Origin of the sequence: Pseudomonas sp. TWI628 (genome assembly GCF_039673865.1) — a bacterium.
GTDB lineage: Bacteria > Pseudomonadota > Gammaproteobacteria > Pseudomonadales > Pseudomonadaceae > Aquipseudomonas.
This window is the reverse complement of record NZ_JBDJMM010000019.1, coordinates 104,548-117,676: the sequence shown is the minus strand read 5'-3', so window position 1 is coordinate 117,676 and position 13,129 is coordinate 104,548. Positions and strand designations below refer to the sequence as shown.

The window sequence follows — 13,129 nt, the reverse complement described above, 5'->3', positions numbered from 1 at the left end:
CGAAATGAGTGAAGCGATCAAGCAGCCTGCCGGCCCCGAAGGCATCATCCAGATGCAGGGCGTGAACAAGTGGTACGGCCAGTTCCATGTGCTCAAGGACATCAACCTGAACGTGCGCCAGGGCGAGCGCATCGTCCTGTGTGGCCCGTCCGGCTCGGGCAAGTCGACCACCATCCGCTGCCTCAACCGCCTGGAAGAGCACCAGCAGGGCCGCATCGTGGTCGATGGTGTGGAGCTGACCAACGACCTCAAGCAGATCGAAGCGATCCGCCGCGAGGTGGGCATGGTGTTCCAGCACTTCAACCTGTTCCCGCACCTGAGCATTCTGGAAAACTGCACCCTGGCGCCGATGTGGGTGCGCAAGATGCCCCGGCGCAAGGCCGAGGAAATTGCCATGCACTACCTGGAGCGGGTACGTATTCCAGAGCAGGCGCACAAGTTCCCTGGGCAGCTCTCCGGTGGCCAGCAGCAGCGCGTGGCGATTGCCCGGGCGCTGTGCATGAAACCGAAGATCATGCTGTTCGACGAACCGACCTCGGCGCTGGACCCGGAAATGGTCAAGGAAGTGCTCGACACCATGGTCGGCCTGGCCGAGGACGGCATGACCATGCTCTGCGTGACCCACGAAATGGGCTTTGCCCGCACCGTGGCGAACCGGGTGATCTTCATGGACAAGGGGGAGATCGTCGAGCAGGCGGCGCCGGATGACTTCTTCGACCGCCCGCGCAGTGACCGGACCAAGTTGTTCCTCAGCCAGATCCTGCACTGATGCAAGAAGGGGCCGCAAATGCGGCCCCTTCTTCTTATTTCTCTTCCTGCGTTGCTGCAGGTGCTGGAGGCGGGCGTAGCCCTACCTCGGCAATCAGCTTGAGCTGCTGACCATTGCGCATCACCTCGATGGTGATCTTGTCGGTCGGCTTGATCCGCGCCACCTGGTTCATCGACTTGCGCCCGTCGCCAGCCGGTTCGCCGTTGATGCTCAGGATCACATCGCCCAGCTGCAACCCGGCCTTCTGCGCCGGGCCATCACGGAAGATGCCCGCCACCACGATGCCCGGGCGGCCCTGCATGCCGAACGATTCAGCCAGCTCCTGGCTCAACGGCTGCACTTCAATGCCCAGCCAGCCGCGGATCACCTGGCCGTGTTCGACGATCGACTTCATCACCTCCAGCGCCAGCTTGATCGGGATGGCGAAGCCGATACCCTGGGAGCCACCGGACTTGGAGAAGATCGCGGTGTTGATGCCGACCAGGTTGCCATTGGCGTCGACCAGCGCACCACCGGAGTTGCCCGGGTTGATCGCCGCGTCGGTCTGGATGAAGTCTTCGTAGTTGTTCAGGCCCAGCTGGTTGCGGCCGGTGGCGCTGATGATGCCCATGGTCACGGTCTGGCCGACGCCGAACGGGTTGCCGATGGCCAATACCACATCACCGATGTGGATGTTGTCGGAGCGGCCGATGGTAATGGCTGGCAGGTTCTTCAGGTCGATCTTCAACACCGCCAGGTCGGTTTCCGGGTCGCTGCCGATCACCCGGGCCAAGGTTTCGCGGCCGTCTTTCAGGGCCACGACGATCTGGTCGGCGCCGCTGGTGACGTGGTTGTTGGTCAGCAGGTAGCCCTCGGGGCTCATGATCACCGCCGAACCAAGGCTCGACTCCCAGCGGCGCTGCTTGGGCAGGTTGTCACCGAAGAAGCGGCGGAATTGCGGGTCTTCGAACAACGGGTGGGCGGTCTTGTTCACCACCTTGGTGGTGTACAGGTTGACCACGGCCGGGGCGGCGAGGGTCACGGCGTCGGCGTAGGACACCGGGCCCTGCATTATCCGCGAGGTTTGCGGGGCTTGCTGCAGGTTGACGTCCTGGCTGGGCAGACCCACCCACTCGGGGTAGCGCTGGATGATCAGTACGGCGATCAGAATACCGGTGAGCAGGGGCCAGCCAAAGTAACGCAAAGCCTTGAACATGAACGAGTCCTGGAGAGAGCAAGGGCCGGTGGCCGCGCAGTGGGGCATGAGCGCGCGCGATCATACACCGGTTCCCCCGATGCCGGCGACGGCCCATAATGGCCGGCATTATACGGGCGTTCTGCAGGCGTTGCGCCCGAGAAAAGCGCAGATTTCGAGGAGATTTTCATGGCCGTCGCACTCAACACCCTGGTCGAGGAAGCCGAACGCTACCTGGGCAGCGCGAAGATCCAGGATTACTGCCCCAATGGCCTGCAGGTCGAGGGTCGACCACAGGTCAGCCGCATCGTCAGCGGGGTCACCGCCAGTCAGGCCTTGCTGGATGCCGCGGTCGAGGCCGAGGCCGACCTGATCCTGGTGCACCATGGTTATTTCTGGAAAGGTGAGAACCCGTGCGTTACCGGGATCCGTCAGCGCCGGCTGAAGACCTTGCTCAAGCACGACATCAGCCTGCTGGCGTTTCATCTGCCGCTGGACGTGCACCCGGAAGTCGGCAACAACGTGCAGCTGGCGCGGCAACTGGACATCACCGTCGAAGGGCCGCTGGACCCGGAAAACCCCAAGGTGGTCGGCCTGGTCGGTTCGCTGGCGGAGCCTGTGACCGCACGTGACTTCGCCCGTCGGGTGCAGGAAGTGCTCGGGCGTGAGCCGTTGCTGGTGGAAGGCGATCAGATGATCCGCCGGGTCGGCTGGTGCACCGGAGGCGGGCAGGGCTACATCGACACCGCGATTGCTGCGGGGGTGGACCTGTACCTCACTGGCGAGGCGTCCGAGCAGACCTATCACAGTGCCCGGGAGAACGGGGTGAGCTTCGTTGCCGCAGGGCACCATGCCACCGAGCGGTACGGGGTGCAGGCCTTGGGTGACTACCTGGCGCGGCGGTTTGCCCTGGAGCACCTGTTCATCGACTGCCCGAATCCCATCTGACATCCGGGCCAGTCTTCAGGCCGGCGCGGTCCCTGCGGGAGCGGGTTTACCCGCGAAAGGGCCGGGCCTGCCAGCCCCAAACCCCCAGTCATATCGTTAGACTTTTTCGATCTAGCCCGCCTCCTAAATAGAAGCAGCCGCTGTGATAAAGTGGCTCGCTCGAACACGGCCCGCTGGCCGTCCATAAGATCGTTTTTCGTGTTTTTTCGTGAGTAGCCATGGTCGACAAACTGACGCACTTGAAACAGCTGGAGGCGGAAAGCATCCACATCATCCGCGAGGTGGCCGCCGAGTTCGACAACCCGGTGATGCTGTACTCGATCGGCAAGGATTCCGCCGTGATGCTGCACCTGGCGCGCAAGGCCTTCTTCCCGGGCAAGCTGCCGTTCCCGGTGATGCACGTCGACACCCAGTGGAAATTCCAGGAGATGTACAGCTTCCGCGACAAGATGGTCGAGGAAATGGGCCTGGAGCTGATCACCCACGTCAACCCTGAGGGTGTGGCGCAGGGCATCAACCCCTTCACCCATGGCAGCTCCAAGCACACCGACATCATGAAGACCCAGGGCCTCAAGCAGGCGCTGGACAAGCATGGTTTCGATGCCGCCTTCGGTGGCGCGCGCCGCGACGAAGAGAAGTCGCGGGCCAAGGAACGTGTGTACTCTTTCCGTGACAGCAAGCACCGCTGGGACCCGAAGAACCAGCGCCCGGAGCTGTGGAACGTGTACAACGGCAAGGTCAACAAGGGCGAGTCGATCCGCGTCTTCCCACTGTCGAACTGGACCGAGCTGGACATCTGGCAGTACATCTACCTCGAAGGCATCCCGATCGTGCCGCTGTACTTCGCCGCCGAGCGTGAAGTCATCGAGAAGAACGGCACCCTGATCATGATCGACGACGAACGCATCCTCGAGCACCTCTCCGAGGAAGAGAAGGCGCGCATCGTCAAGAAGAAGGTGCGTTTCCGTACCCTCGGCTGCTACCCGCTGACGGGCGCTGTCGAGTCGGAAGCCGAGACCCTGACGGACATCATTCAGGAAATGCTCCTGACCCGTACGTCCGAACGCCAGGGCCGTGTCATCGACCACGATGGCGCCGGTTCCATGGAAGACAAGAAACGCCAAGGCTACTTCTAATTTCAGGGTTACTCCATGTCGCACCAATCTGATCTGATCAGCGAGGACATCCTCGCCTACCTGGCCCAGCACGAGCGCAAGGAACTGCTGCGCTTCCTGACCTGCGGCAACGTCGACGATGGCAAGAGCACCCTGATCGGGCGCCTGCTGCACGATTCGAAGATGATCTACGAGGACCACCTCGAGGCCATCACCCGTGATTCGAAGAAAGTCGGCACCACTGGCGAGGAAGTCGACCTGGCGCTGCTGGTCGACGGCCTGCAGGCCGAGCGCGAGCAGGGCATCACCATCGATGTCGCCTACCGCTACTTCTCCACCGCCAAGCGCAAGTTCATCATCGCCGACACCCCGGGCCACGAGCAGTACACCCGCAACATGGCCACCGGCGCGTCCACCTGCGACCTGGCAATCATCCTGGTCGATGCCCGCTACGGCGTGCAGACCCAGACCCGTCGCCACAGCTACATCGCCTCGTTGCTGGGCATCAAGCACATCGTGGTCGCGGTCAACAAGATGGACCTCAAAGGCTTCGACGAAGGCGTATTCGAGTCGATCAAGGCCGACTACCTGAAGTTCGCCGACGCCATCAACCTGAAGCCAAGCAGCCTGCAATTCGTGCCGATGTCGGCGCTCAAGGGCGACAACGTGGTCAACCACAGCGAGCAATCGCCGTGGTACGCCGGCCCAACCTTGATGGAAATCCTCGAGACCGTCGAAGTGTCGGCCGACCGCAACTTCACCGACCTGCGTTTCCCGGTGCAGTACGTCAACCGCCCGAACCTGAACTTCCGCGGCTTCGCCGGCACCATCGCCAGCGGCGTGGTGCACAAGGGTGATGAAGTGGTCGTGCTGCCGTCGGGCAAGAGCAGCCGGGTCAAGTCCATCGTCACCTACGAAGGTGAACTGGAAAACGCTGGCCCAGGCCAGGCCGTTACCCTGACCATGGAAGACGAGATTGACATCTCCCGTGGCGACCTGCTGGTGCACGCCGATAACGTGCCGCCAGTCACCGACCAGTTCGACGCCATGCTGGTGTGGATGGCCGAGGAGCCGATGCTCCCGGGCAAGAAGTACGATATCAAGCGCGCTACCAGCTACGTGCCGGGCTCGATTGCCAGCATCACCCACAAGGTCGATGTGAACACCCTGGAGCAGGGCGCTGCCAGCGCGCTGCAGCTGAACGAGATCGGCCGGGTCAAGGTTGCCCTGGACGCCTCGATCGCCCTGGACGGTTACGACAGCAACCGCACCACGGGTGCGTTCATCGTCATCGACCGCCTGACCAACGGCACCGTTGGCGCCGGCATGATCATCGCGCCGCCCGTCTTGCCGCACGGCAGCACCGGCCAGCATGGCAAGCTCGCTCACGTGGCCACCGAAGAGCGCGCCCTGCGCTTCGGCCAGCAGCCTGCAACCGTGCTGTTCAGCGGCCTGTCCGGCGCTGGCAAGAGCACCCTGGCCTACGCTGTGGAGCGCAAGCTCTTCGATATGGGCCGTGCGGTGTACGTACTCGATGGTCAGAACCTGCGCCACGACCTGAACAAGGGCCTGCCACAGGACCGCGCCGGCCGCACCGAGAACTGGCGCCGCGCCGCCCACGTGGCTCGCCAGTTCAACGAAGCCGGCCTGCTGACCCTGGCGGCGTTCGTTGCCCCGGATGCCGAAGGCCGCGAGCAGGCCAAGGCGCTGATCGGCAAGGAGCGTCTGGTGACCGTTTACGTTCAGGCCTCGCCGTTGGCGTGCCGTGAGCGTGACCCGCAGGGGCTGTACGCCGCTGGGGGCGATAACATCCCGGGCGAAAGCTTCCCGTACGATGTGCCGCTGGATGCTGACCTGGTGATCGATACCCAGAACACCAGTGTTGATGAAGGCGTGAAGCAGGTGCTGGATGTGCTGCGCCAGCGTGGCGCGATCTAAGCATTGGTGCTTGTGAAAAACCCCGCTTCGGCGGGGTTTTTTGTTGGTGGATTTAATGGGCAGTGAGAGTGGGCTGCGGGGTGTTCGCCGCAGCATTTTCAGCGCCTATGAGATCGAGCGCCAGCTCAGAGCCCAAGACATGTATCTACGAGTGACGGCCGTGTTTACAAATAGACGCATTGAAAAATTGACTCATGCAACTGGAGAGCCATAGCCTCAGAGTTTACGGAATATCGAATTGCCGAGGAGGACTGATGGCTTCGGTTGCAACGCGTAATCAGGATGCAATAACCAGAATGAAAGCGCGCGCGTTCGAGCGTATCGACAGTCGCTGTCAGCTACTGGATGTACAGGCAGCTTGCGAATTGTTGGGTATTACACAGCAAAAGTTGATCAAGGAGGCCAGCGCAGGGAAGCTTCTCGCATACACTCACGCCGACGGTTGTAGGAAGTTTTACCCTTCGTTTCAGTTTGCGGAAAACAAACCTAAGGCAGTAGTTGCCTTGTTGATCAAGTCGCTTAACGTGACCCCTACGGATATCGAGGCCATGAATTTTCTGCTTCAGCATCTCGTCGGTAAGATGGACTATTCAGACCCAGGGGAGCCGAGCAACGAGGTGCCGCGCTTTGATCTGCTGGATGATGCAGTCGCCTTGGAAATCATCAAGCGTGATTACGTTAATGCTTTGATCCCGGGCCAATAGTAAGGACCTCGGGGAAGGCCCTTTTCTCGCTGTGCATAGCCGTTAACGTATCTAGCCTTCTTGTCCTTGGTGGGATTGAAGTTCAGGTCTGTGTCACTTCAGCGTTCAGACCCTGCCATCGGCGCAACCGGATAGAAGCAGCATCAACACCCATACAAATTTGTTCATTGCATATCCTTGAACAGGGGAAGTTCCTTTGATTTTCGCCAGGCAATGATCCGTGCGATCACCCCCACGGCGCAGCCTTCCAGTTCGTTTGCAGGGTAGTAGAGGAGGTCAGAGCCATCCGGATGTCCGGCCATCTCGATAAAGTGTTCGAGTAAGCGATCCTGCCAGGCGGAGGTACCAGATGCCTGTAGCAATTCCTCAACCACTGTCCTGAATTCGGCGCAGGTGTAGTCGGCAAGGGAGTGTTTTTGACTGATCACCACTTCACCTCCGATGACAGCGCGTACTGCAGGGCGCTCATGATCCGCATGTTTTCGGCGTCGTACGTCGCACCGCAAAAGGCAGGTGGGTCGATGTGGCAGATCTGATAGTCGCGTACGCCTTTTGCGGTTTCACCGAAAGGCGCGCGAGGTGGCCATCCTTGCTTGATGCGGTTGAGTTGCGAGGTAACGAATTGTTGGGAGTAGATCGGGTCTTCGGCGATTGCCAGCCAGAAAGCCTGGGAGAAATCGTCGAAGTTGTTGAAGATTTGCTCAGCAAGCTTGTTTGCGATGTGGTTGGGTAATGGTAATGCCATTTCAGCGTTCCCCTCCTGATTGATGCTGGTAGCATCGCTTAAGTTGCGCGGTAGTTAAGTATTCGAGGTGCTATGTAAAGTGTGAGGATTTTTCTGTTTTTTGTAGGTTTTTTCCTTGCTGGTTTAACAGCTGCAGTAGTATGCCCCCGCCGATGGGATCTTGGGTTGCCTGCATGCCATGGCTTTAGGTCATTGGTTTCTTGATCCAGCGACGGTGCTCTTGATAATCCATCATCCGTTCGCAGCCCTGTTTGTAAGGGTCCATGTCACACTGGAATTTCATTTCTTCTCTGTTAGGAAGCAAAAGGGGCATCTCGCCTTTGCATCCGGATAATATGAGAATAACGACTACTAATAGATTTTTCATACAGTTCTCGAATTTATGTGTAGTGACGTTATTTGGGGCGTTGTTTGGTGTGTTAGGTATATTTTGCCTGCCGAGTGGGCGCTTGCCATGCCTGAGAGATTATGACTAATTCCTCAATGCGAAATGTGATGACTATATGTGGGTGGATTCTATTGTTGTTGTAGGATTTTTTCCCATGGCAGGGGTGGGAATACTTTTTGGTGAGAATGCTGATTGCATTTGCGGATGATGAGTGCGTACCACTAGTTGAGTAGTGTCTGGCACTTACCTGAAGGAGACTTTCGTCATGGGAAAAAGCAAGTATCAACAAATACAATATCAGCTGTTTCAAGGGTCTGGAGGGGTATTGCTTCCTCCTAACCAGGCCATGCGGGCGGGGCATTTCATAAAATCTGATAATGGAAGGTTTGTACTTCGTCTCAGGGACGATGGTAATCTGGTTTTGGAAGACGCTGGTTCGGTCGTTTGGGTCGCTGACCATACGCAGCCATACAGCTCTACGTTCCGTAATCGATCTCGTGAGCCACTTCAGTTTGTCGTGAGTAACTCAGGTTTTTATATGATCCGTCACGCGATAGGATATGGTCCGCGCAGAGCACGGAGACGCTGGATAGATCGTATTGGACAAATAATTACCTGAAGGTTATCGATACTGGAAATATTATAATTTTTGATGACCGCAATGGGGAGGTTCGATGGGCGCGTCAAGGTTATGTGCCAGGACGACTGCCTCGAAATCCTAAAATATACCCTCATGTTTACCCTCCCATTCCTGATCCGTTTATTAAAATCCCTCACGATTATCCATGAGTCATAGCGGTGCATTAGAGCTTGTCGATCTCCAAACTGCACGCGTTGCTCTGATGCTAGCGGTTTGGAGACCGTTATAGACGGTGCGGCTTTTCAGATGTGTATTTCTGATACCGGAATCACTCGTTTTTCCTTGACCGCCTTATAGGAAAAACTCGAATAAATCTCCTTCACCCCCGGCAACCGCTGTAGCACCTCCCGGGTAAATTCCCCAAACGATTCCAAATCCCTCGCCAGAATCTCCAACAGAAAGTCATACCGCCCAGAGATGTTGTGACAAGCAACAATCTCGGGAATCTCCATCAGTCGCTGCTCGAATGCCAACGCCATGTCCTTGGTATGCGAATCCATCATGATGCTGACAAACGCCGTCACCCCAAAGCCCAGCGACTTGGGCGACAAGATGGCCTGGTAGCCGGTGATATAGCCGTTATCTTCCAGCAACTTGACCCGCCGCCAGCACGGCGAGGTGGTCAGCGCAACCTGGTCTGCAAGTTCGGAAATGGTCAGACGGGCGTTGTCCTGCAGGGCAGCGAGCAGAGCGCGGTCGGTGCGGTCGAGGCTTGAAGGCATGATTTGCCCTCCTGGTGTTGTAATTGTTGTTTTCATTCCAAAACAGGCGCGAATGCGTGGGCAATTTTGGAAAAATTCAGGCAGCTCGGTGGCATAAGCTTATAACAAACCACCAGAGGCTGTTGCCATGCGCGACTCCCATAACAACACCGGTTTTTCCACCCGCGCCATCCATCATGGCTACGATCCGCTTTCCCACGGCGGCGCCCTGGTGCCACCGGTTTACCAGACCGCAACCTATGCCTTCCCCAGCGTCGAATACGGCGCGGCGTGCTTTGCCGGTGAGGAGGGCGGGCACTTCTACAGCCGTATCTCCAACCCGACCCTGGCCTTGCTGGAGCAGCGCATGGCTTCTCTGGAAGGGGGCGAGGCAGGCTTGGCGCTGGCGTCGGGCATGGGGGCCATCACCTCGACGCTTTGGACCCTGCTGCGCCCCGGTGACGAGTTGATCGTCGGGCGCACGGTGTATGGCTGCACTTTCGCCTACATGCACCATGGCATCGGCGAGTTCGGAGTGAAGGTGCGCCATGTCGACCTCAATGACGCAAAGGCCTTGAAGGCTGCGATCAACGCTAAAACCCGGATGATCTACTTCGAAACCCCGGCCAACCCGAACATGCAACTGGTCGATATCGCGGCAGTTGCTGAGGCGGCGCGGGGGCATGACCTGCATATCGTGGTCGACAATACCTATTGCACGCCTTACCTGCAGCGGCCGCTGGAGCAGGGGGCCGACCTGGTGGTGCATTCGGCGACCAAGTACCTCAGTGGGCACGGCGATATCACGGCCGGGCTGGTGATCGGACGCAAGGCACTGGTGGACCGCATTCGCCTTGAAGGCCTCAAGGACATGACGGGCGCTGTGCTGTCGCCGCACGATGCCTCGCTGCTGATGCGTGGCATCAAGACACTCGCTTTGCGTATGGATCGCCACTGCGCGAATGCCCAGCGGGTTGCCGAGTTTCTCGCGGTCCAGCCACAGGTGGAGCTGATCCAGTATCCGGGGCTACCATCGTTTGCCCAGTACGAACTGGCGCAGCGGCAGATGCGCTTGCCGGGCGGCATGATCGCTTTCGAACTCAAGGGCGGAATCGAGGCCGGGCGGCGCTTCATGAATGCGCTGCAACTGTTTGCCCGGGCGGTGAGCCTGGGGGATGCCGAATCGCTGGCGCAGCATCCGGCGAGCATGACCCACTCCAGCTACACGCCCGAAGAGCGGGCGCATCACGGCATTTCCGAGGGGTTGGTGCGGTTGTCGGTGGGGCTGGAGGATGTGGAGGATCTGCTGGCGGATGTCGAGCAGGCTTTGAAGGCTTGTAGCTAAATCAGTGAATCAAACTCAAGAAAAAGGCCTCATGCGAGGCCTTTGTTCTTTTCAGCGGTTCAGCGCTTGAGCCCGTAGCTCTCGTCCAGCATGCCCGGCGAGTTCGGCGTTTTGGGCGCGTAATCACGTGGCACTTCGGCGGTGTCTTTTGGTGGGGTCAGGCGATCGCGTGGAACCTGAGAGCCTTCCGAGTGCAGTGCAGCCAGCAGGCGTTGGCGGGTCACGTCGTCGAGGGCCAGGGCGTTGGCACCCTCTGCCAGGTGATCCTGTACATCCTGGTAGCTCTGGGTCAGCCGTTTGACCAGCACGGCAGTGCTGTTGAAGTGGGTGACCACCTCATTCTGGTAAGTGTCGAAGCGCTTCTGAATATCATCCAGCTGACGCTGAGTGCTGCTGGGCGCCGCATTGGGCAGCAGGCGGGCAACGATGAAACCGACCGCCACACCGATGACCAGGGCCAGGGTTGGCAACAACCAAACAAGGAGCGAGAGTTCCACGAGTCCTTCCTCTATAAACGGCTTTGCTTTACGTTAACGGCTCAGACCTGCGCTGTATACCGCGAGCGATCGCAAATCAGAACAGAATTCCTCACCTAGACGAAACGACCCCCTTCGAGGTCACGGAGTAGTGCCTTGCTTGTCCGCGAAACCCCCTTGTTCATCGATGGCCCGATCGGCCAGCTGGAAGCCTTGTACCTGGACGTGGCCGATGCCCGCGGTGCGGTGTTGATCTGCCACCCCAACCCGGTCCAGGGCGGCACCATGCTCAACAAGGTGGTCTCGACCCTGCAGCGCACCGCCCGCGATGCCGGCTACGTGACCTTGCGCTTCAATTACCGCGGCGTTGGCCAGAGCGCCGGCAGCCATGACATGGGCGCTGGCGAAGTGGACGATGCCGAGGCCGCAGCGGCCTGGTTGCGTGCCAAGCATCCCGAGCTGCCGTTGGTGCTGATGGGCTTCTCGTTCGGTGGCTTTGTCGCCACCAGCCTGGCCGGGCGCCTGGAAGCCCAGGGCGTGGCGCTGCAGCAGCTGTTCATGATCGCCCCGGCGGTGATGCGCCTGACCGCAGAGTTCCCGCTGCCGCAACACTGCCCGATCGCTGTGGTGCAGCCGGACGCCGACGAAGTCGTCGATCCGCAGCTGGTTTACGAATGGTCCGACGCACTGGGGCGCCCCCATGAGCTGCTGAAAGTGGCAGAATGCGGACACTTCTTCCATGGCAAGCTGACCGATCTGAAGGATCTGCTGCTGCCGCGCCTTTCGAACTGAGCCAAGCCTGAATAAGCGAACACCCATGACCACGCGCATCCTCACCGGTATCACCACCACCGGCACCCCGCACCTGGGCAACTACGCCGGCGCCATCCGCCCGGCGATCGTCGCCAGCCAGCAACCGGGTGTCGACTCGTTCTACTTCCTGGCCGACTACCACGCCCTGATCAAGTGCGACGACCCGTTGCGCATCCAGCGCTCGCGCCTGGAAATCGCCGCCACCTGGCTGGCTGGTGGCCTGGACCCGGCGAAGGTGACCTTCTACCGCCAGTCCGACATCCCCGAGATCCCCGAGCTGACCTGGCTGCTGACCTGCGTTGCGGCCAAGGGCCTGCTCAACCGCGCCCACGCCTACAAGGCCTCGGTGGACAAGAACCTGGAAGCCGGCGAAGACCCGGATGCCGGCGTGACCATGGGCCTGTACAGCTACCCGGTGCTGATGGCCGCGGACATCCTGATGTTCAACGCCAACAAGGTGCCGGTCGGTCGGGACCAGATCCAGCATGTGGAAATGGCCCGCGACATCGGCCAGCGTTTCAACCACCTGTTCGGCCAGGGCAACGACTTCTTCGCCCTGCCGGAAGCGGTGATCGAGGAGAGCGTGGCGACCCTGCCGGGCCTGGACGGTCGCAAGATGTCCAAGAGCTACGACAACACCATCCCGCTGTTCACCAGCGCCAAGGACATGAAAGACGCCATCTCGCGCATCGTCACCGACTCGCGTGCACCTGGCGAAGCCAAGGACCCGGACAACTCGCACCTGTTCACCCTGTTCCAGGCCTTCTCGACGCCGGCGCAGTGCGCCGAGTTCCGCGAAGAGCTGCTGCAGGGCCTGGGCTGGGGCGACGCGAAACAGCGCCTGTTCCAGCTGCTCGACGGCCAGTTGGCCGAGAAGCGCGAGCACTACCACCAGCTGATCGCGCGCCCGGCGGACCTGGAGGACATCCTCCTTGCTGGCGCCGCCAAGGCCCGCAAGATCGCCACCCCGTTCCTCGAACAGCTGCGTGAAGCCGTTGGCCTGCGCTCGTTCCGCAGCAGCGTGCAGGCCAACACCGAAGTGAAGAAGAAAGCCGCCAAGAGTGCGCGCTTCGTCAGCTTCCGTGATGAAGACGGCAGCTTCCGCTTCCGCCTGCTGGCCGCCGATGGCGAGCAACTGCTGCTGTCGCGCAGCTTCGCCGACGGCAAGAGCGCCGGTGCCGTGAGCAAGCAGCTGCAGCAGGGTGGCGACGCCGATGTGCGCGTTGATGGCCTGGGCTTCAGCCTGTGGCTGAACGATGAGCAGGTTGCCGACGGGCCGCAGTTCGACACTGCCGAAGCCCGTGATTCGGCCATCGAAAGCCTGCGTGTAGCGCTTCAGCCGCAACAGGACTGAGGCATTTCGCCGCAAGTCT

General features: G+C 60.0%; 13 protein-coding genes. 8 read left to right on the top strand and 5 right to left on the bottom strand.

Annotation, left to right across the window (positions count from 1 at the left end):
- Positions 1-4: 4 nt before the first annotated feature.
- Positions 5-769 (top strand): amino acid ABC transporter ATP-binding protein, encoded by a 765-nt coding sequence (locus ABE528_RS16625; protein WP_027918029.1) that lies wholly within the window; start codon positions 5-7, stop codon positions 767-769.
- Between the two features lie 34 nt (positions 770-803).
- On the opposite strand, the gene algW is transcribed toward ABE528_RS16625, so the two are convergent.
- Positions 804-1,964 (bottom strand): Do family serine endopeptidase AlgW, encoded by a 1,161-nt coding sequence (gene algW / locus ABE528_RS16620; RefSeq protein ID WP_152954830.1) that lies wholly within the window; start codon positions 1,962-1,964, stop codon positions 804-806.
- A gap of 168 nt (positions 1,965-2,132) precedes the next feature.
- Between algW and ABE528_RS16615 the strand changes: the two genes are divergently transcribed.
- The 4 genes from ABE528_RS16615 (at position 2,133) to ABE528_RS16600 (ending at position 6,648) form a co-directional block, all read left to right on the top strand.
- Entirely contained in the window at positions 2,133-2,891 is a 759-nt protein-coding gene (locus ABE528_RS16615) for a Nif3-like dinuclear metal center hexameric protein (RefSeq protein ID WP_152954828.1), read from the top strand.
- A gap of 218 nt (positions 2,892-3,109) precedes the next feature.
- Positions 3,110-4,027, top strand: coding sequence for a sulfate adenylyltransferase subunit CysD (gene cysD / locus ABE528_RS16610; protein ID WP_003251799.1), 918 nt, complete (start codon positions 3,110-3,112; stop codon positions 4,025-4,027).
- A 15-nt stretch (positions 4,028-4,042) separates the two neighbouring features.
- The gene (gene cysN / locus ABE528_RS16605; RefSeq protein WP_152954826.1) at positions 4,043-5,944 is read left to right on the top strand and encodes a sulfate adenylyltransferase subunit CysN; all 1,902 of its coding nucleotides are present in this window, start codon (positions 4,043-4,045) and stop codon (positions 5,942-5,944) included.
- Between the two features lie 254 nt (positions 5,945-6,198).
- Entirely contained in the window at positions 6,199-6,648 is a 450-nt protein-coding gene (locus tag ABE528_RS16600) for a hypothetical protein (RefSeq protein WP_346653524.1), read from the top strand.
- Between the two features lie 164 nt (positions 6,649-6,812).
- Here the strand turns inward: ABE528_RS16600 and ABE528_RS16595 are convergent, their stop codons facing one another.
- The 3 genes from ABE528_RS16595 to ABE528_RS16585 form a co-directional block, all read right to left on the bottom strand.
- A complete protein-coding gene (locus ABE528_RS16595) occupies positions 6,813-7,076 on the bottom strand; it encodes a bacteriocin immunity protein (protein ID WP_346653523.1) in 264 nt (87 codons plus the stop codon).
- The gene (locus ABE528_RS16590) at positions 7,073-7,393 is read right to left on the bottom strand and encodes an S-type pyocin (RefSeq protein ID WP_152954819.1); all 321 of its coding nucleotides are present in this window, start codon (positions 7,391-7,393) and stop codon (positions 7,073-7,075) included. The genes ABE528_RS16595 and ABE528_RS16590 overlap by 4 nt, the downstream gene beginning before the upstream one ends.
- A gap of 1,270 nt (positions 7,394-8,663) precedes the next feature.
- Complete coding sequence (locus tag ABE528_RS16585) at positions 8,664-9,143, bottom strand: Lrp/AsnC family transcriptional regulator (RefSeq protein WP_054884646.1); 480 nt, start codon at positions 9,141-9,143, stop codon at positions 8,664-8,666.
- A gap of 127 nt (positions 9,144-9,270) precedes the next feature.
- Here ABE528_RS16585 and ABE528_RS16580 point away from each other — a divergent pair, with 127 nt between their 5' ends.
- The gene (locus ABE528_RS16580) at positions 9,271-10,467 is read left to right on the top strand and encodes a methionine gamma-lyase (RefSeq protein WP_152954812.1); all 1,197 of its coding nucleotides are present in this window, start codon (positions 9,271-9,273) and stop codon (positions 10,465-10,467) included.
- 59 nt (positions 10,468-10,526) lie between these two features.
- On the opposite strand, the gene ABE528_RS16575 is transcribed toward ABE528_RS16580, so the two are convergent.
- The gene (locus ABE528_RS16575; RefSeq protein WP_346653522.1) at positions 10,527-10,964 is read right to left on the bottom strand and encodes a DUF1043 family protein; all 438 of its coding nucleotides are present in this window, start codon (positions 10,962-10,964) and stop codon (positions 10,527-10,529) included.
- Between the two features lie 135 nt (positions 10,965-11,099).
- On the opposite strand from ABE528_RS16575, the gene ABE528_RS16570 reads away from it, so the two are divergent.
- Together ABE528_RS16570 and ABE528_RS16565 are read left to right on the top strand one after the other, a co-directional pair.
- Complete coding sequence (locus tag ABE528_RS16570) at positions 11,100-11,735, top strand: alpha/beta fold hydrolase (protein WP_346653521.1); 636 nt, start codon at positions 11,100-11,102, stop codon at positions 11,733-11,735.
- Between the two features lie 25 nt (positions 11,736-11,760).
- Complete coding sequence (locus tag ABE528_RS16565) at positions 11,761-13,110, top strand: tryptophan--tRNA ligase (protein WP_152954808.1); 1,350 nt, start codon at positions 11,761-11,763, stop codon at positions 13,108-13,110.
- Positions 13,111-13,129 lie beyond the last annotated feature (19 nt).